Raw genomic sequence first — 19,236 nt, forward strand, 5'->3', positions numbered from 1 at the left:
TGACGTCTGAATCGAGTCGATACCGAATCGTGTTCTGTAGTTCCGCCATTAGGCGGTCTGGTTCGGAGTGGACCGGCTAAAGCCGGAACTACGGAACAGCGCTAGGTGGCGTGTCTGTCACAGCGGATGGCGAAGGATCTGCCCTACCTCGCGCATGCCGCGATGTTTGGATCTTCACGACTGAATGAAGTTCGCCACTTGTCCCGAATGATCTCAAAAGAGCGCCAGATCACACGCCAGATCCGCGGCAGCACGAGCCAGAGTGTGATGATCAAAACGGTGAAGAGGCAGAGGGCGATGACGGGCTTCAGCAGCATGATCAGCGTGCCTGCGCCGACGGCGATGTCCTCCGCAAGGCTGAGCACGATGTTCGATGCTGGTTCGGGCGAATGATTGACCAGCAGTCGCGTGCCGGCCTTCGCGCTGTGCGTTGTCAAAGCAGCGCCGCCCGCGAGCAGCGCGCCGATGACTTCGATGTGCGGCGGCAAGTCACCCAGCGCCTGCACGGCGAGGATGGTGCCGCCGATCGGACGAATGAGCGTGTGCACGCTGTCCCACAGCGAGTCGAGCCACGGCACCTTGTCGGCGGCGAACTCGATGACATAGAGCACGCCGGCGGCGATCAGCACCCAGTCATGCCCGAGAACGGCGAGAGATTCATACTTCGCCGCGAGATGCAGCGCGTCGAAGCGCACCAGCAGACCGGTGAGAAGCACCGTGAGGTAGAGATTGACGCCCGCGAGCGATGCGAGTCCGAGCGCCAGGCCAAGCTGTTCGAGGATTTGCATGCCAGTCCCATACCACACTTCGCGTCCTCGGTCGATGAACAAGTTCCTCCGGTTTTTGGAAACGGGAGGGGTATCGCCTTGCGCATCTCAATTTCCCTTCGGAAATGCATCATGCCGTCATGATCCGCTTCGAAGGAGACAGCGATCCTGTTCTTTTCCTGTGGTGCGTATCAGCGGCTGCGTGCGACTCGCAAATGTCACGGTCATTTCCAGATCCGAGCCACTGCCAGTGACCATCTTCACCTCGGAGACGCTGATGAGATCGTCCCCCAGCCGCAGGAAGCCGGTTTTGGCCGTGATCTTCATGAGGTCCGGCAGGCTGGGTTTGGTTTTGCCTGCCATGCGAAACGCGCAGCGCCGCCGCTGACCCGCCGGGCAGGGCGAAGAAATAGACGCTGCCTTCGGTGATGAGCTTCCGGTCCCGGCTGAAGACGGCGGCGGGCCATTCCTTCATCTCGTGGAGGTTCTTCAGATAGCGCTGTTCAAACTTGCGGATCGTCATCGGGATGGAGTGAACAACGCCCGCGCGAGTTCGATCGCAATTAAGCCTGCCCTTATTTAAGCCTGTCCGTTTTCGCTTCCAAATCTCGTCGTCGTTCCGTCAGGAAATGCACCCAGCTTAAAGATTCTGGCACAGCTGAAGGGAAGCGGGCGCCAGCGCGGAACGAAGAATACAACTACCGCGAGGTTCGCGGCTCCAGACGAGGATTGTCGGACTCAGAGCGGTAAACCAACACTGGGGCGCCCCATGTTCTGGGGTCGCGGGAGGTGTATTGCCAGGTTGTCACCCGCTGGGGACGGCCGGTCGGCGATGGCGGACGGCTCGATATGCTGTTGTAGTAGTACACGGGGCCAACGTAGACTGGACCGGAAGCATGGAAGCTCCGGTTCGTATAGGGCGGGCCATATCGGTAGTAACTGGTGCCATAATACGGGCCTTGGAACTGCGGACCGCTGTAGCCTCCGGTAGTGGAGACCTGCCGTTGGCGGGGGGCATTGCAGGCGGACAGCGCACAGGCTGCTGCCAAGACCCAGACAGGAAGACATGGGGTTTTCATCAGCGTGAAGGTGTGGGTGTTCCAGATTCGTCGCCAGAGGTGGGCTGTAGTTCACAGCGCCTTGGAAAGTCGCCCAGTGGAAAATACGTCGCAAGGGGACTTTCGTTTGCTCTTCCGACGTCTCGTTTATCCAGCGTTTACGTCGCTGATCTGCAGTCCAGTCTCAGCTCCGCTTCCTTGGTTTATCATCAGGGAAAAGTTGAGGGAGAGTTAGGTTCGCGTTGTCGCTGTTTGTTGGAGGGTTATAATTTCCATAACCTCCTCCCTTCGACACTCCTTCATGAAATCACCGTTTGCTCTCCTCGCGTTGGTCCTTGCCGCCGGTGTTCATGCGCAGACGCTTGAGCTGGTTCAGATGCCGCTCACCCGGCTCATGGCACAGGTGGATGAGGGCGACAATTCGGCCATGGTGCAACTGGCTTCGCGTTACCTTCTGGGCACGGGCATCATTCACAACAAGACCAAAAGCAAAGAGCTTTATGAGAAAGCGGCGAAGGCGGGAAACCTCACTGCTATCGGTGTCTGTGCGGCCAACGGCTGGGGACGTCGCGCCGACCCCAAGCTCGCCTTTGCGAGTCTGGAAAAGACCAGCCAGAAGGGAGACCTGACCGCAATCCGACAGCTCGCGCGCTTTTACGCCACGGGCATCGGCTGCAAGATCAACAAGGCGCGGGCCTTTGAACTTTACCAGCAGGCGGCCGTTGCCAAAGATCCCTCGGCACTTTACTCGCTGGCGCTTGCCTACTGTGGAGGCGTCGGCACCAAGGCCGACCCCGTCCGAGGCTTGGAGATCATGGAGGAGGCCGCACGTTTCAGCAGCGTGGTGAAGGTGGATGTCGGTGAGCGCTATGAGCGTGGCACGGGCTGCATGTGTGATCCAAAACACGCGAGACAGCTCTACCATGAAGCCGCCGAGGAGGGCAATGCGCGCGCCTTCTGGATCCTCGCTGCCCGCTACATCGAAGGTGATGGCGTGACGCAGGACGTGAACCTCGCCCTTAGCTACTTTTACCGGGCGGCTCAGCTGGGTGAACCTGAAGCCCTGATCGGAGTGGCCAATGCGTACCGCGACGGCCTCGGCGTGGAAAAAGACCTGGCGAAGCATGAGGAGGTTCTGCGCCAGGTCGCCGAAGGCGGTTACGCCGAAGCCTGGAGCTGTCTGGGAGACTATTATGAGAAGGGCATCGGAGGAGAGCCGGATCTGGAGAGGGCCAGGGAGTGCTACCAGAAGGCTGGAGACGCCGGCAGCGGCTTTGGTTACAACAAACTCGGGCTCTTCTACGAACGTGGCACCGGCGTGGAAAAGGACATCGGCAAGGCGGTCGAGTACTTCCTCAAAGCAGGAGACGCCGGCGAGGGCCGCGGCTACTCCAACCTCGGCAACTTCTACTGGTATGGCAAAGGCGTGGAGAAAAACGACGCCCGCATGATTGAGCTGTTTGAGCAGTCGATCGCGCTCGGTGATTCTTGGGGCTGTCATCACCTCGGGCTCTGTTACGAGCAGGGCAAAGGCGTCCGGCAGGATCTCCTCATGGCGCGGGAGCTTTACGACCGCGCCGGCGATCTTGGCGATCCCCGTGGTTACACCCGGCTCGGGGACCTCTATGATCACGGGCAGCTCGGCCCCGTGAACTTCCGCGAAGCCAACAAGCTGTACCTGAAAGCCGCCGTCGCCGGAAACGGCGAGGCCTGCTACTGCCTAGGTTACAACTACCGCCATGGCCGCTGTGAGGAAGGCAAGCCCATGCTCGAAAAAGCCCACACCTTTCTGGTGCAAGGAGCCAAGATCGGAAGCTCGCTCTCGATGGTCGAGCTCGCTGACTTCATGACCTGCGGGATCGGGGGCTGCGAGAAAGATCCTGCAGGTGCCGTGGAATGGCTCACCAAGGCCGCAGAGAATGGCTGCGTGGTCGCCATCTTCCGGCTTGGGGACGCCTACTTCGAGGGAATCGGGGTGAAACGGAATTATGAACTCGGTCTCCACCTTCTTCGGGCGGCCAGCGCACAGGGCAACATCCTCGCCACCCGCAAACTCGGCCAGTGCTACGAGAAGGGCGTCGGCGTCGAGGAGGATCTCACCACCGCGCGCTATCTCTATGAACTCGGCATCGCACTCGGCGATGACATCTCCCACGTGTTGCTGCGCGATTTGAAAATCAAAATCGCCATGCAGGACGAGTCGCCCCACGTCAAGAACTTCTCCCAGCCCCCGGTGCCGAAGCCCGAACAAACCCCGGTTCGGAAATCCACGGCACATTCCTATCATCAGGCGCATGTGAAGGCTGCGGTGCACTGAACCGTCGTTGTCCAGGAAGCGGGCGGATCAGAGAATGCGCTCAAGCACGGCGCAGCCGGCTTCGTCGCGTGGCTTGATTTCACTCCAGCCCAGTCGCCGATAAAAATCGGGCTGGTCGGTGTAGACATAAAGACGGTCGCTGAAGGGCCGCGCCAGTTCGCAGGCGAGGGAAACGAGAAGGGAGCCGATGCCGGAGCCCCGATGGCCGGGGGCGACAAACAGCGCGTCGATCCACAGGCCCGTTTCGGCGCAGTCCGGTCGGGGAAATCTTACGAAGGAAAGAACGCCCAGCGGCTCCACGCTGTCCGTGGCGGCATGGGTCTGTGGTGCGGTTGCATGATCAAAGAGGCGTTGGGATGTCTCTTCGAAGGTGCGGCCTTCTTTTGCGCCCCATTCATCGTGCACCCAGCCAGCGACGACCGATGCAAACGGATGATCGCAGTCGATGGGCCGGGTGGTGACCCTGGTTTCGGGGATGACGCTCCCGTTCTCTTTTGGACTACTGTCTCTTTTTTCGGCCATTTCACTTTTCACGGCTCACGCTGTCTACTTTTCGCCCTTCTCCGCGTCGGACTTGGTCTTGCTGCTCTCCTGCTTGGCATTGCGTTCACGTTGGGCGCGGGCCTTTTCGACCTTTTCGTGGTACACATCGGACGCGGGTTTGTCGGTGACCTCGATGTGGCTCAGCCGCAGGATCCACACGGAGTTCGGCCAACTGTCCCCCGCCATCAGTCCTTTCTCGGTGGGATGCAGGTTCGTCGGGAAAAACTCCTCGCTGCCAATCCCGCGATGCTCGCAGTCCATCGCAACGGTTTTCTGGATCTCCGATTTCCGCGAAAGCATGGTGATGGATTTGTCCTGCGTCATCTTGAAGGTGATCGTGCGTTTCGGGTGCTCCACCTTCGCCACCACCTTGGGCCGCACCAGATCCTCGCCCTTCTGCTCAAACTCCAGATGCACCGTGTCGCCGGGAAACAGTTCGAGCACTCCATCTCGGAAGCGTTTGATCTCGGGGACCTCGATCATGCGCTCAAACTTCAGCACCCCTTCTCCCGCCGGCCGAATGTTCGGATCAGCATCCTTCTCCTGCTGTGCATGCAAGCGTGCGACGGTCAGGACCAGCAGGGTGAGGAGGAGGGAAATGCGTTTCATGTGGGATGCTCGGTGAACGAAGCGATGAAAAACAATTCCGCCGGGCAGGTCAATCCTGTTGAAGAGGGCGGGTGAAAACCCTTCACATCTTCGCATTGCGCCTTCGGTCAGTCCTTTTTCTCCCCGGTCTTTTCGCTGCCGGTCATGGCGTCAAACGGAGCGGCGATGATTTCACCACTGGCTTTCGTGGTCGTTTTCACCACGCTGCTCACCGTCTTCGCCGGCACGGTGAACAGTGCGCAGCCCGAAAGGGCGGCCGATGCTCCGAGTGCGAGGAGCATGGTTTGGATGCGATGTTTCATACACCCGAATGTACGGCCCGACCGTCCGGTTGGTTGTTGGAAACTTGGCTGCGCGAGTCCATCCAATCGGGAGCGACTTGCTAAGAACCAAGAACGACAAATAAAGAACGAGCCCCTATTCGACCGAGACGTTGATCGTGCGTTCCCGGATTGGGTCGATGCCCTTCTCCCAGGGCCGACGGTAGATGAAGTGAAGTGTGGTCTTGCCCTTCTTTTCCGCCTGGAATTTCCACTGCTCCGTGCCTCCCACGCCCACTACTCCCGGCGGGTGGGGAGTCCCCACAAACTCATCGCTCACCTTGCGCACCACCGTCGCGTCCTCTTTGCCATCCAGCGCCCAGCCGTAACCCGTCGTCGGGTTCGACTCCAAATCGACAGTGAAGGTCTCTCCCGTCTTCTTGCGGATCGAATCCCCGTCCTCCTTCTTCGCTTCTGCTTCCGTTTTCGGCGCTTCCGGCGTCTCTTCCTTCACGGAAGGTTTGGGATCGGGACCGCAGGCCGCGAGATTCATCACCAACAGCAATATCACGAACGGTTTGCTCATGGGAAAAGTTTGCCGTCCCGTCAGCCTCCTGTCCACGGAAAACCATGAACCATCCTGCTTCGCTCATCGAGCACGAAGGACAAGATGAATTCCGGTTGCCGGATGGGCGGGGGCGGGGATGATGAGCAAGCCTGGAGCGCCGCGGTTGCTCTGCAGTCACTAAAACCTCCAAGCTTCATTCGCCATGGCCTACGACTGGGAAGACGATCGTGAGAGATTCTGCAGCAGTGCAAGCCGCGGGCATGTGGATTCACCTGCGGAAGAGTGGCTCGAGGAACGACTCGATCTGGCGGCGGAGCAGGCGAAGGCCGGAAATCTGAGCGGGGCGGTGAAGCCACTTGAGGAAATTCGCGCAAAGCTGGTCTCCATCAAGGAATTCGAGCGCTGGGACGATGGCATCCTGTGTTTCTCCAATTTGATCCAGCTCATTCGTGAGATGTCGGAGGAGACAAAGGTGCCTTCTGAATACCAGAACTTTCTGGATGCCGCGCCGAGTCTGAGGTGGGACGAGGACATGACGCCAAAGCAGAAGCTCTTCTGGTACGGTTCCCGCAACGCGGAGGTTGGAGGTGTCATCAGCATCGGAGCACCTGCCCCGACGACGAAGCCCGGCTGTGTCGTCGTAGCGCTGAGTTTGATCGGCGGCTGTTTCGGACTGGTCGCGTTGCTGGCGCTTCAGTTCTTCCGGGCGTGATCGTGCAGAAGACGGAGTATCTCGGCTGCACGAGGACAGCCGAGGCCCTTGGAGGTCTCGATGCAGAGCAGGGCTTCGGTGTGCTTGCCTGAGGAGAGTAGCGCCGCGCCTTTCAATCCCCACAGCTCTGCCTGCTCGGCAACGGGCGGATGACCTGCGAGCACGGTTTCATAAAAGGCGATCTCTTCTTCGATGCGACCGAGGCCATGCAGGGCGAGCGCCTTGTTTCTCCAAACGGAGGCGACAAGCGGGCGGTTGAATGAGTGGATTGTGGCGGGATCAAGAGCCTGAACACGATCGCAGAAGACAAGGGCATCCTCGAAGCGACGATGCTGGATGGCAAAGGACGCCTTCAGGATGAGAGCACCGGCACACTGAGGATCGACCGCGAGGGCGCGGTCGAAGCAGGCCTCTGCTTCTTCACCGGAGGAGTTCTCGGAGCGCAGCATGTTCATTCCGGCTTGATACCAGTCTTCGGCGGAGGCGGAGTCGTCGGACAGTATCATGGCATGCGTGAGGCGGAGGGTGATGTCAGACGTTCCAGACGATGACGGAGAGGTCATTGCTGCCGCTGATGACGCGACGCCCGTCCGGCGTGATGGCGGTGGCGTAGATGGAACGTGCGGGCTGGTGGCCGCTGAGATGCTGCTGCACGCCGGTGTTGGTTTTGATCACGCACACCTTCGAGCCGCTGGCGGCCGAGGCCCAGCGGCCGTCGGCGGCGAGGTTGAACGCATCGAAGTAGTCATCGTTCCCGTTCGCGAGCTGGCCGATAACCCGGCCTTCCGTCACGTCGAGGATGAGCAGCTTCGAACCGGACTGAACCACCGCCTTCCATTTCTCGGGAAGGAAGTGAATGGCTTTGACCGCACGGTCCGGGAAGTGGGCCGTCCTGGCTTCGAGGCCGTTGCTCACGTCCCACACCTTGACGGTGTCTGCGCATTCGCCACCGCCGGTGAGCGCCCACGCGCCGTCCGATGAGAGTGCCACCGCGCTCACAGCTCCCGGCAGTGTTCTGCCAAAGAAGCCGCCGAACTTGCGCAGATGGGAACCTTTGACCGTGTCCCACAGCCGCGCGGTGCCATCGCCGCTGCCGCTGATGAGCAGACGTCCGTCTGCGGATGCGGCGATGCTGTGGATGGTGAACGAGTGCTTGTTCAGGCGATGAAGGCGGCGGCCGCTGGCCAGCTCCCAGATCCAGACCGCGCCGTCGGCGCCCGCCGCGGCGACGCGTGATTCATCGCCGAGGAAAATGACCGACGTAAGGAAGTTTCCGCCCGCCTTGAGCTGGCGCAGCTCGCGGCCTGTCTCCAGATCCCACACGCGCACATGGGGATTCCAGCCGACGGAAAGTCCGATGCGGCCGTCGCGTGAGATGGCCACGGCTTCGACATTGTTGTCATGGGCGCGCTCGAAGCGGAAGCGAACATTGCCTTCCGATTGGGGAGAAGATTCTGGAGCATCGGGAGAGGCGCGCGGTGCCGCGGCGTGCGGGCGCTTTTCGCCTCTTTCCTCCTTCAGATCTTCGAGCGCCTTTAGGAGTTCGGCGCGCTTTTCCTCCACTTCATCAGGCGGAAGTTCTGGCAGATCGTCGCGCTCACGGATGCCGGAGCAGGCGATGGCAAAAATCTCCTGCAGCCAGCGCCATGCGCGGTGCCGTTTGGGATCGGCGCCTGTCTTTTTAATTTCTTCGCCGAGGGCGGAGAGCAGCTTGTCCTCGCACTCGTAGAGCGAGTCGGTGGGCATGTCGGTCTCGAGCATCTCGAGCGCGATCGCGGCGCATTTTCCTGCGAGCGCGAGGAAATCACGTTCATCCCCCTGAAGGCCTTCGATTTCGTCGATAAGACGGTTGATGCGCTGGCTCACGGCGAGCGCCTTGCGTCTGCGATACTCGCTGCGCGGTTCGAAGGGCATCAGGGCATCGCAACGAGGACAGGCGATGGTGTAGTCCTCAAGCACTTTGCGTGCTTCCGTGGGATCACTCATCACGGACATCGTACCGATCAGGTGCCGTGCACGGAGGTCGTCTTCGGTAAGCTGAGTGGAGCGCCGGCATTTTGGGCACTGGATCTGCCATTTTTTTTCAGACATCGGGAGTGATGAGGTTGGGAATGAAACGATGGAACGCGTGTGAGTACCTGCGCACGGAAGAAAGCCTCACTTGTCCATGCGGGTGATGGTTTTCACGATGAAGAAGGGGACGTCTCCGCGCTCGACGTAATGCTGCGTGCCAAAGGTGCCGGTCACCGCGACGACGAGTCCGTCTTTGGCCCAGGCGAGGGCGTCCTTGGGCAGCAGGAGTTCGACGTGCTTTTTGTCACCGTAACTCAATGACCAGCCGGTGGTGTCTCCGCCGATGGCGAACTTGCGTTCCAAGGTTCCGGTGAGGTGGCTGTCAGGCACGGGCACGGGCGAGAGAAGCGGGATGGCGCTTTCCGACTGGCCCCAGGTGATGGAGCAGGTCAGGGTGGAAACGAGGAGGGCGAGGAGCAGGTGTTTCATAGGATCATGATGGGTTGTCATGGAGTTCTTACCGAAACCGCGGCCAACTCTGCGCGGAAGATTTGAGAAACATGAATTCGTCTGAACGAATCCTCTCCGGAGCATACGCATCATGCGGGAGATGAAAAGAGGTCTTCACGGTTGCTGAGGAGGTCCGGCACGTCATCATCCGCGCCCATGCGCACGTTTTTACTCCTGCTCTGCCTCGTCTCCGCCGTTCAAGCCGCGGATCTGGTGATTCCTGACAGTGTCACCTTCACCCGTGACATCGAGTTCTCCAATCCGGACAACCAGCATCTGCAGGTGAATCTGGCGCAGCCGAAGGAAGGGAAGGGGCCGTTTCCTGCCGTGGTGTGCATCCACGGCGGAGGCTTCCGTGCTGGCAAGCGCGAGGGCTATGACAAGCTGCTGCTCACGCTCGCGCAGCATGGCTATGTGGCCATCACGGTGACCTACCGGCTGGCACCTGCGTATCAGTTTCCCGCTGCCGTGCATGACTGCAAAGCGGCGGTGCGCTGGCTGCGTGCAAATGCGGAGAAGTATCACGTGGACGGTGCGCGCATCGGCGTGATGGGCGGCTCCGCGGGCGGGCACCTCGCGCAGTTTCTCGGAGTGACCGCCGGCGTGCCGCAGTTCGAAGGCGAGGGGAATCTGGATCAAAGCAGCGCGGTGAGCTGTGTGGTGAACTTCTTCGGCCCGAGTGATTTCACGAAGAGCTATGACAAGAGCGTGGATGCGAAGGACGTGCTGCCGCTCTTCTTCGGCGGTGATCTCACCACGAAGCGCAAGGAGCACATCATCGGCAGTCCCTTGTACTGGGTGACGCCGAACGCGGCGCCTACGCTCTGCCTGCACGGCACCGCGGACGAATACGTGGCCTACGAGCAGGCCGTGTGGATCGTGGACAAGCTCAAGGCTGCCACGGTTGAAGCCGAGTTGGTGGGATTTGAAGGCGCGGGGCACGGCCTCAAAGGCGTGCCACCGGAGAAGACGGAAGGTTTGATGATTGCCTTCTTCGACAAACATCTGAAACCCGCAGCGAAGTAATACGATGAGCATCGGAACCAAGAACCGTCTGGCGCAAACCGCCGCTCTTTGCCGGGCGCACCTGCGGGAGAATCATCGCGATCAACTGGCGCTGGTCGAGGAGTTCATCGCGGAGATCGAAGGAGCTGGGCAGAGCCATGATCCGACGAGCTGGAACCAGTTTACCGATGCGAAGCGCAGCACCACGGAAATGATCCAGCGCGTGGATGCCGCGTTCGCGAAGTGGCTCAATCCGTGACGCCCCAACAGGTGGGCGGAGGATGAGTGTGTGGCGTATTGAGTATGCGTTGAAGTCATAACAACCATCACGCGAAACCTTTGAAGGGAAGTTGTGTTGAAGTAGTCAACAAGACCCTCCATGAAGACTCTCCTCTTTTTTTTCATGCTCAGCGCGTCAGTCGCTTCACAAGCGGCCGACGCAACGGAATCGGCCCACGCCGGCATTCCGGCCGACCAGTTGAACTTCTTTGAAAAGAACATCCGGCCGGTGCTGGTGGAGTCCTGCTACAAGTGCCACTCCGAATCCCAGAAGGTGAAGGGCGGCCTCACGCTCGACACCAAGCAGGCGATGCAGTTGGGCGGGGAGTCGGGACATCCGGGAGTGACGCCTGGCAATCTGGCTGAGAGCACCATCTACGAGGCGATGACCTGGAAAAACGATGACATGCAAATGCCGCCGAAGCAGAAGCTGCCGGACGATGTGATCGCGAACTTCAAGAAGTGGATCGAGATGGGCGCGCCTGATCCGCGTGAGACGACCGTGGTGAACTCCAACGGTGGCAAGCGTGTGATCGACATGGATGAAGGCCGCAAGCACTGGGCCTTCCAGAAGCCGGTGAAGCAGACGCCGCCAACGGTGAAGACAGAAGGCTGGGCGAAGACGGACATTGATAAGTTTGTGTTGGCGGGCATGGAGGCCAAAGGTCTGCATCCGGTGCGTGATGCTGACCGCCCGACGTTGATCCGGCGCATCGCATTTGATCTGACCGGACTGCCGCCGACGCCGGATGAAGTGAGGACCTTTGTGGCCGATCAGTCACCCGACGCCGTGAAGCGTGTCGTCGACATGTATCTCGATTCCGAACGCTATGGCGAACGCTGGGCGCGGCACTGGCTGGATGTGGCACGCTATGCGGAGAGCAGCGGCAAGGAAACCAATGTTCTCTATCCGCATGCATGGCGTTATCGCGATTACGTGGTGGAGTCGTTCAAGAAGGACAAGCCTTACGACCAGTTTCTCAAGGAGCAGATCGCGGGCGACTTGATGAAGTCCGAGAACAAGCGTGATCAGGCGGAGAAAATCGTCGCTACGGGATTCTTGGCGATCGGATCCAAGGGACATAATCAACGTGACCGTCGCCAGTTCGCGATGGATCTGGTCGATGAACAGATCGACGCCATGTCGCAGTCGATGCTGGGGCTGACGCTGGCCTGCGCACGCTGTCACGATCACAAGTTCGATCCGGTGACGCAACGCGACTACTATGCGCTGGCGGGCATCTTCCTGAGCAGTGAGACTCTCTATGGCACCTACAGCCAGCTTCAGAACGCAAACCCAAGCACATTGATCGAGATCGATCGTGCGGCAAACCAGATTGCCTCGCTGGCGAAGCTGACGCCTGCGGAAGTGGCGCAGTTGAAGAGCCGCTATGCCGAGGCTTCAGCGACCGCGACGAAGATTCGCGAGGAAGTGCGCAGCCAGAGCATGGCCAGCCGTGACAGTCAGAGTGCGGCCAACTTCCTGCGGGTGCGCAGTTCTTTCGACCGCGCGGACTCAATGAAGGCGGACATGGACCTGTTTTATGATGACGGCGCGCCACGCACGCTGGCGATGGGTGTCCTCGACCGGACGACTCCTGTCAACACTCCCATCCTTGTGCGCGGGGACATCAAGCAGCCGGGTGACATCGTTCCGCGCGGGTTGGTAGAAGTGCTTTGCGCGAAAGGCGAACCGCTTAACATCAGCCCGCAGAGCGGCAGCGGTCGTCTCGATCTCGCCTACTGGATCGCATCGAAGGACAATCCGCTGACGGCACGTGTCATGGCGAATCGTGTGTGGTTGAAACTGATGGGCAGCGGTCTGGTGACTACGCCGGACAACTTCGGAACGATGGGACAGAAGCCATCGCATCCGGAATTGCTCGATTATCTGGCGGTGAGCTTCATGGAAAACGGATGGTCAGTGAAGAAGCTTGTCCGCGAGATCATGATGAGCCGCGCCTACCAGACGGGATCGGTGCATGATGCCGCGAACTATGCGGTGGATCCCGACAACAAATATCACTGGCGGATGAGCCAGCGGCGGCTGGATGCGGAGGAAATCCGCGATGCGATGCTGGCGGTTTCTGGTGTCATCAATTACTACCCGGTGGATGGATCGCCGGTGGCTCGCGCTGGCGAGGGCCGGACCGGCATCATCGAGGTGCTGCGCGAAGTGAATTCGAATCCGCAGACGTATCGCTCGATTTATCTGCCGATCATTCGCGACCAGATTCCTGAATTCCTTTCGGTGTTTGATTTTCCCGACGCGAGCCTTGTGAACGGAGATCGTGAAACGACGAACGTGCCGTCGCAAAGCCTGTTCCTCATGAACAACGGGCAGGTGCAGGGAATGGCGGATGCTTTTGCACAACGGATCGCCAAGTTCGAGGGCGACCCGCAGGAGCGCCTGAGCTATGCCTATCAACTCGCGTTCGGCCGTGAGCCCACGGCGGGGGAGAAACAGGCGATCTCGAACTTCTGGACGCGCTTTCCGCAAGAGGCGGCAAAAAACAAAAGCATCCCGAAGGACAAGATCCAGGGCATGGCGCTCTCAGCTTTTTGCCAGGGCCTCTTTGCCAGCGCCGAGTTTCGCTACCTGAACTGAACCACCTTAAAGCCCCCCATCGTCATGAACACCGTGTCTCCCTCCCGTCGTGAGTTTCTGAAGACCACCAGCAGCGGCTTTGGCTATCTCGCCTTCGCCGCGCTGGCCCATCAACAAGCGCTGCATGGCAATCCTGCTGCCGGCCCATTGATGCCAAAGCAGTCACATTTCCCCGCACGGGCGAAGCATGTGATTTTTCTCTGCATGCAAGGCGCGCCCTCACATGTGGATACCTTTGACTACAAGCCCAAGCTGGTCGCGGATGCGGGCAAGCAGGCGCCCTCAGCAGCGGGGCGTTATGGGCGTGCGACTTTGATGCCTTCGCAATGGAAGTTCTCCCAGCATGGCCGCAGCGGCATGTGGATCTCAGAACTGTGGCCAAATCTGGCGAAGCATGCCGATGACCTTTGCATGCTGAACTCGATGGCCACCGATCTTCCGGCACATCCCCAGGCGTTTACCCAATTGCACACTGGAACCACTCAGTTTGTGCGCCCTTCACTCGGTGCGTGGACTCTTTACGGATTGGGCACGCAAAACCAGAACCTGCCGGGTTTCGTGACGATCAATCCTCCGGGCAATGCGACACGCACCTTCGGCAGCGCCTTTCTTCCGGCGATCTATCAAGGCACCAAGGTCGGCGGTCCGACGATTCCGGGACTGCCTGCTGCCGCGGCACGCCGTTTCGGTGGTGGCACGGAGCAGGCGACGGTGGCAAACATCAAGAATAACCGGTTCACGACCGAGGCACAGCGCACACAGCTTGATCTGGTGCAGTCGCTCAATCAGTCCGCCATGCAGCAATCCGGTGGCGTCAGCGCCGAGGTGGAGGGTGTGATCGAATCGTATGAACTGGCCTTCCGCATGCAGGCGGAAGTGCCGAAGGTGATGGATCTGAGCAAGGAAACCGAGGCCACGAAGGCGCTTTACGGCATCGGAGACGGCGACACGGATGCCTTCGGCAAGCAGTGCCTGATGGCGCGGAAATTTGTCGAGGCAGGAGTGCGCTTTATTGAGATCACGCATGGGAACTGGGACCATCACTTTAATCTGAAGGCGGGGCTGGAGCGCAATTGCAATCAGGTGGACAAGCCTGTGGCCGGCCTGCTTGCCGATCTAAAGTCGCGGGGTCTGCTCAAGGATACGCTGGTAATCTGGGGCGGAGAGTTTGGTCGCACACCGCATTCGCAAGGCGATGATGGACGTGACCACAACAACAAAGGCTTCAGCATGTGGATGGCCGGTGGCGGGGTGAAGGGTGGCATGAACTACGGCATGACCGACGACTACGGTTATGAGGCCATTCTGAACAAGATGCACATTCATGACTGGCATGCGACGGTCCTGGCGCTGCTGGGGCTTGATCACGAACGGCTTACCTACCGGTACGCCGGGCGCGATTTCCGCCTCACGGACGTGTATGGCACGGTCGCGAAGGAGATCATTATATGACAGGGTGTATTTCCCTATAATGCACGCGTTGCATCCGCTGTGATTCGCCTTATCAATGGCGCTGAGAATGGGAACCAGTATCACAGCATCCGCCGAAAACACGCCTGCCAGCGGTGTGCAGGTGACTCATTCCGGCGGTCTGTTTGATTCGCCGAATGGAAAGGTGGTTGGTCGTGTCGAGGCGATGATCGATACCGAACTTCCGGCTGAACTCAGAGAAACCGCTCGCGGGCTGCTGCGTGCGGTGGCCAACAAAGTCGCGGTTCCGGGTCATTTCGATGCCTTTTGCTGCCAGGCGTTTTCAAAACCTGAATGGGCTGCCGCGAGCAGTCCCCTGATTGCCGAGATGTTTGAGGAGGACGAGGATCAGCTCGCTGAGCTGGCACGAATCCCCGATCTCGTCATCGAGATGGGCAGCGGTCAGGTGAACGTGACATGCATGGTGGCTTCGCGCTGGGCCGCGAGAGGGGAGACACACCGTCTTTCAAGGCTGGCCGATGCCATTGTGGCATCGCATGCGTCGAAAAACACATGTGCGGTCGATGTGATGCTGGCGTTGGCCGCGACTCTGGCTGTGACCCGTTTTTCGCGTGCGGAACAATTGTACAACGCCGCATTGCCGCTGGCTGGCGAGGAACATCAGGAGGCGCTTGGAGATGCCAGACGCTGGCTGGCGGCAGGGCGCGTTGTTTGCAGTGCATCGCAGGAACAACGGGACTTTTGGGACATTCGCCTGAGGAAACCAAGAACGAACTGGTCCTGGCAGAGCAAGGAGGAACGTGAAGCGCTCGATATGCTGTCCGAGCGCCTGAGCACAAACACGGAGGGAGCTGATGTATTCAAGGCGGTGCTGCCCGAGTGCTGGTGGGAACTGGCACTGAAGTGTGCTCATCTTCAGGAAAAAATGTCCTTGGCGGCGCAAAAGCCGGCTGAAGAAAAGATGAACGTAGCTGCATCCCCTCGGATGCCTGTGGAGAATGTCTCGACTTTCGATGTGTCTGTGAGAGAAGCTCGCGTTCACTCCAAGGCTGGTCCGTATGCACGGTTTGTATTGGGCTGGATTTGCGGCAGCATGGCCATGGTGCTCACTGTTCTGGTCCTTCCGTCGGAGGTTATCAGTCGCATTCTGAATGCTTTTAGAACATCGGAAGTGCAGCCCTCAGTGGTCAAGACACCCGAGGAAATGGAGGCTTGGAGAGGGGAAATGATGAAGAAAGTGGCTTCTGAACTGACGCAGTTTGCGCCTCAGCATGCAGCGGCAAAGTCGGGTATCTGGAGGGAGAATGAGCAGTTGCTTTCTGGCCGCAGTCAGGAGTTGCCGGAATCGAGTGCGGAGTACATGAAATTTTTGGTGTGGCTGCATCTGGATCCACCTCAGGACGAAGAAGTTCGAATTCATGTTTGCAGCTTGCTGTTGAATCGAGTGAAAGCAGATGCCATCTCATTGTGGGAACAATTAGTTTATCCGGGCTCCGCAAATGCTGCAGCGATCAGGAAGGCAGCTGGCGAGGCGCTGACCGACTCAAGCTATCACTGGAACGATGAGGAACTTAAGCGCCTCAGATCTGTCGCTGAGGGATAGCCAAAAGCTTGATTGAAGAGTGTCTCTGTAGAGCGAAAGCCACTAGGCTAGTCGAAAAATGACCACTGGCTCGCATTATTGAGAATCCCAAGTCTTCTTCGATGGAAATGGTTTTGAAAAAAACGTTGGACTGAGTTCTATTCTTTTGATTGCGAGTGTATTGATGTTGTATTCAGTAAAGTTAAACTAAAGTTCTGAGTTTTTTACAGGTATAAAATTACCAGATTTTTCAGAATGTTTTTGCATTTTTGAGCCACAACCCTTAGAATTTAAAATATGAGCGTGAGGTTGTTGAGCGAATTACGCATTCGGAAACAACCTGCCTGCATGGTTTATTTATTTCTTCTATGATCGAGGAACTTCAGCAATTCGGCAGCCTGTCTGTGGCCCATCGGACCGGGGGAGCTCCCGTGGAATTGATGCGTTCCAAGGACGAGGTGGTGTTTCTGGCTTTTGATAATCGCATTCGTCGGCTGGTGGAGTTGCACGTCCTGCGTGGAGGGAACACACTTGACTCGGCAATGAAACGTTCGGCTTTTGACCGGGCGCGACAAGCTTCGGAGATTCGTGGCCATGCATTTATGCGCATCCTTGAGGTCGGAGAAGACCAAGGATTGGTCTATTATACCAGTAATCTCAATGATGGAGAGTTTGTCGAGGACTATACCAAAAGACGAGGGGCTGTGGCTCCAGCGACGGCGCTTGCGATGGTTTATCAGCTGCTGGACGACCTGCTGCAATTGAAGGGGTATAACCGTCTTGTATCCCGCATGCATCTGGATCGTGTTCTGGTCACGACCTTGGAAGATACGTTCCTGCAACTGCGCGTGTTTGATTATGGATTGTCTCAGCTGGATGCCGGTACCGAGGCGCAGAGCGGTACCCGTTTGGTGGTGGAGGCCTGCCGGCTCATATTCCTTTTGCTGACAGGGCGGCCCTATGCCGGCGAGAACCCTGATCGCTTTCCTTCGCTGACTCAACTGCCAATGAGCCTGCGTACCGCTGTGAGGGCGGCCCTGTCTGACCCCGAAAATGCCCCTGCATCAATAGAGAAGCTTCGGGATGATGTCCGTGAGGCGTTCAGTGCGTTGTCTAGCAACATCAAGGCGCGTAATTTTAGAAAACACCTTGTGGTGAGCGCCTCGCTGTTGCCACAATCTCAGTTGCAGGAACTGCTGTTGGAGAATGTGCCGGTTGAGACCATCTTGGGGACGCGTTTTCGAGTGGAAGATGCCGAGCATACCCGGCGCTATCCTTTCTCAATTCCGGCGATCAACACGAAGATCGAGCAGCCGGTGACGGTCCATCTGCTTCCTCCGTCTCGGATCGTTGAGAAGTCACGCTACGAAGCCGTGCCTTTGCAGATGTGGAGGTTCAATCCTGAACGGCACCCAAACATCCTGCGCTCTCTCAGTCTGTGGGAAAGTCCTGAATGGACCTTTTTGACCGAAGAGCGCGAACCGGGTTTCACGCTGAGCAGGCTGATGGCTGAGCGTATCACCTTGAATCCTGCTGAGGTGACGGTGCTGATGCGTCAGATTCGTGCGGGTCTGGAGCAGGCGGTGGAATGTGGTGTGCAGCGAGTGGACCTGCATCCTTCCAACATATTGCTGCGGGTGGGAAAAAACGGTCCCCTGCTGGCGCGAGAACTCGAGCGATTGATGCAGAAGCGGCTGGATGCGTGGCCTCCTTTTGTAGTGAAGCTGCGCCCGCACATGACGATGCGGAGTCTGTATGAACCGCTCCTGGTAGATATGGATATCGCGGAAGGAGAGGTGCGAGAGGAACATTTACAAGACCGTGACTTCCGACACCGCTCGTTCGTGGCTCTTGCGGGTTATTTGCTGACTGGCGAGCGTCTAACCGGGGGAGTTCCGCAATTCCCGGAAACCGTCCCTGATACAGCCGCCACCTATGTGCGGGAATGTTTGGAGCTCACACGCCGTGCCGGCAAGACACCCAACCCAGGTGAATTCATTGATAAATTTGAGGGGTTGTTGTCCGCTCCTGTAGTTGATCTGGCTACGCGATTGAAAGGCGGTGCCGTGGCAATTGAGGAAATGGAAAGTGTTGGCTCGGTCTCTGATTTTGAAGATGACTGGAGCGATGACTCCTCAGATTCGGGAGACTTTGATGGTGACGGACCTTCACCCAACAGGATTGGCATCAAGGCGCACGATTTCAGTCCGTTGCTCAATCAGAAGCGAGGAACCCCTTGGGGGGCTCTGGCGGCGGCGGCGCTGGTGATTATTGGCATTGGAACTTGGATGCTTGTAGGAGGTGGAGACTCAGAGAAATCGGTTGTGAATTCGGAGGTTCCCTCCTTGGAAGCCGAAGGGCCGGCAAGTGTCAAAAGCGAACCGAAGCCGTTGGGCGACACTCAGGTCGTTTTGACGCAGAAAACAACCACATCAGTGCAGGACGGTCAGGATTCTCAGCGATCAGCGTCTCCCAAGCCTGAGGTTTCTTCCTCAACCAAAGCTCCAGCCAAACCTTATGGAGCGGGAATCGCCGTGGCCGTGCCAAATCCTGACAAGAAGCCGGCATTGCAAAGTCCTCCGGCGAGTGTCGTGTCAGGTGAAAAGAAAAAGTTAGAGCAGGCGGTCGCTGTCAACAGCGGGAGTGCTCCGGTCATCAGTACAGAACCAAAGCCGGCTGCTCCTGTGCAGCCGGCGCCCGTTGTCAAGGTTCCTGAAAAAGATCCCATCACCATTCGTCGTGCCATCGTTCCTTCCAAAGAGGAAATTGACCGCATGAAACAAGGCCAGGTCGAAAACAGAACGGGGCAGTTGCCAGCCATGTCCACGGCATCGCCGTTGCCGCCGAAACGCAAAGAAAAGCCGTGATCCCTGCCTTTGCTCGTTCTTCGATATTGCATCCGAGTCGACGTGGGATTCCTCACGAAAGAACGGAATTTACTTGGACTCCCGCCGCACTCACAGGTAAAAGTACT

Annotated in this window: 17 protein-coding genes; 8 read left to right on the top strand and 9 right to left on the bottom strand. The window is 58.4% G+C overall.

Translation table 11 applies throughout. From position 1 onward, the window contains the following. Nucleotides 1-143: 143 nt before the first annotated feature. Both KDL09_RS16665 and KDL09_RS16670 read right to left on the bottom strand, forming a co-directional pair. On the bottom strand, nt 144-788 hold the full coding sequence (locus KDL09_RS16665; RefSeq protein WP_294387504.1) for a DUF4126 domain-containing protein: 645 nt from the start codon (nt 786-788) through the stop codon (nt 144-146). Nucleotides 789-905: 117 nt separating this feature from the next. Next, complete coding sequence (locus KDL09_RS16670) at nt 906-1,130, bottom strand: hypothetical protein (protein ID WP_294387507.1); 225 nt, start codon at nt 1,128-1,130, stop codon at nt 906-908. A gap of 996 nt (nt 1,131-2,126) precedes the next feature. Here KDL09_RS16670 and KDL09_RS16675 point away from each other — a divergent pair. Further along, nucleotides 2,127-4,142 carry an SEL1-like repeat protein gene (locus KDL09_RS16675; RefSeq protein ID WP_294387509.1) on the top strand — a complete coding sequence of 672 codons (2,016 nt, stop codon included), beginning with the start codon at nt 2,127-2,129 and terminating at the stop codon, nt 4,140-4,142. A gap of 27 nt (nt 4,143-4,169) precedes the next feature. Here KDL09_RS16675 and KDL09_RS16680 read toward each other — a convergent pair whose 3' ends face one another. The 4 genes from KDL09_RS16680 to KDL09_RS16695 form a co-directional block, all read right to left on the bottom strand. Continuing rightward, entirely contained in the window at nt 4,170-4,664 is a 495-nt protein-coding gene (locus KDL09_RS16680; RefSeq protein WP_294387512.1) for a GNAT family N-acetyltransferase, read from the bottom strand. A gap of 24 nt (nt 4,665-4,688) precedes the next feature. Further along, nucleotides 4,689-5,294, bottom strand: a complete 606-nt coding sequence (locus tag KDL09_RS16685) for a hypothetical protein (RefSeq protein WP_294387517.1) — start codon at nt 5,292-5,294, stop codon at nt 4,689-4,691. Nucleotides 5,295-5,401: 107 nt separating this feature from the next. Beyond that, complete coding sequence (locus KDL09_RS16690) at nt 5,402-5,575, bottom strand: hypothetical protein (RefSeq protein ID WP_294387519.1); 174 nt, start codon at nt 5,573-5,575, stop codon at nt 5,402-5,404. A gap of 136 nt (nt 5,576-5,711) precedes the next feature. Beyond that, the gene (locus KDL09_RS16695; RefSeq protein WP_294387521.1) at nt 5,712-6,140 is read right to left on the bottom strand and encodes a protease inhibitor I42 family protein; all 429 of its coding nucleotides are present in this window, start codon (nt 6,138-6,140) and stop codon (nt 5,712-5,714) included. 184 nt (nt 6,141-6,324) lie between these two features. Here KDL09_RS16695 and KDL09_RS16700 point away from each other — a divergent pair, with 184 nt between their 5' ends. Next, nucleotides 6,325-6,834: a hypothetical protein gene (locus KDL09_RS16700; protein ID WP_294387523.1), complete on the top strand. Its 510-nt coding sequence runs from the start codon at nt 6,325-6,327 to the stop codon at nt 6,832-6,834. Here KDL09_RS16700 and KDL09_RS16705 read toward each other — a convergent pair. The 3 genes from KDL09_RS16705 to KDL09_RS16715 all read right to left on the bottom strand — a co-directional run bounded on the left by KDL09_RS16705 (nt 6,816) and on the right by KDL09_RS16715 (nt 9,336). Next, entirely contained in the window at nt 6,816-7,340 is a 525-nt protein-coding gene (locus tag KDL09_RS16705) for a tetratricopeptide repeat protein (protein WP_294387525.1), read from the bottom strand. The genes KDL09_RS16700 and KDL09_RS16705 overlap by 19 nt on opposite strands. A 25-nt stretch (nt 7,341-7,365) precedes the next feature. Continuing rightward, the gene (locus tag KDL09_RS16710; protein ID WP_294387528.1) at nt 7,366-8,925 is read right to left on the bottom strand and encodes a WD40 repeat domain-containing protein; all 1,560 of its coding nucleotides are present in this window, start codon (nt 8,923-8,925) and stop codon (nt 7,366-7,368) included. A gap of 66 nt (nt 8,926-8,991) precedes the next feature. Continuing rightward, complete coding sequence (locus KDL09_RS16715; RefSeq protein ID WP_294387531.1) at nt 8,992-9,336, bottom strand: hypothetical protein; 345 nt, start codon at nt 9,334-9,336, stop codon at nt 8,992-8,994. 177 nt (nt 9,337-9,513) lie between these two features. Between KDL09_RS16715 and KDL09_RS16720 the strand changes: the two genes are divergently transcribed. The 6 genes from KDL09_RS16720 (at nt 9,514) to KDL09_RS16745 (ending at nt 19,129) form a co-directional block, all read left to right on the top strand. After that, nucleotides 9,514-10,383, top strand: coding sequence for an alpha/beta hydrolase (locus KDL09_RS16720; RefSeq protein WP_294387535.1), 870 nt, complete (start codon nt 9,514-9,516; stop codon nt 10,381-10,383). Nucleotides 10,384-10,387: 4 nt separating this feature from the next. Beyond that, nucleotides 10,388-10,621: a hypothetical protein gene (locus KDL09_RS16725; protein WP_294387538.1), complete on the top strand. Its 234-nt coding sequence runs from the start codon at nt 10,388-10,390 to the stop codon at nt 10,619-10,621. Nucleotides 10,622-10,741: 120 nt separating this feature from the next. Further along, nucleotides 10,742-13,249 carry a PSD1 and planctomycete cytochrome C domain-containing protein gene (locus KDL09_RS16730; protein WP_294387541.1) on the top strand — a complete coding sequence of 836 codons (2,508 nt, stop codon included), beginning with the start codon at nt 10,742-10,744 and terminating at the stop codon, nt 13,247-13,249. Between the two features lie 24 nt (nt 13,250-13,273). Then, entirely contained in the window at nt 13,274-14,701 is a 1,428-nt protein-coding gene (locus KDL09_RS16735) for a DUF1501 domain-containing protein (RefSeq protein WP_294387543.1), read from the top strand. 67 nt (nt 14,702-14,768) lie between these two features. Beyond that, the gene (locus KDL09_RS16740; RefSeq protein WP_294387545.1) at nt 14,769-16,283 is read left to right on the top strand and encodes a hypothetical protein; all 1,515 of its coding nucleotides are present in this window, start codon (nt 14,769-14,771) and stop codon (nt 16,281-16,283) included. 347 nt (nt 16,284-16,630) lie between these two features. Further along, on the top strand, nt 16,631-19,129 hold the full coding sequence (locus KDL09_RS16745; protein ID WP_294387548.1) for a hypothetical protein: 2,499 nt from the start codon (nt 16,631-16,633) through the stop codon (nt 19,127-19,129). Nucleotides 19,130-19,236: the final 107 nt, after the last annotated feature.

The organism is Prosthecobacter sp. (assembly GCF_020439865.1).
GTDB lineage: Bacteria > Verrucomicrobiota > Verrucomicrobiia > Verrucomicrobiales > Verrucomicrobiaceae > Prosthecobacter.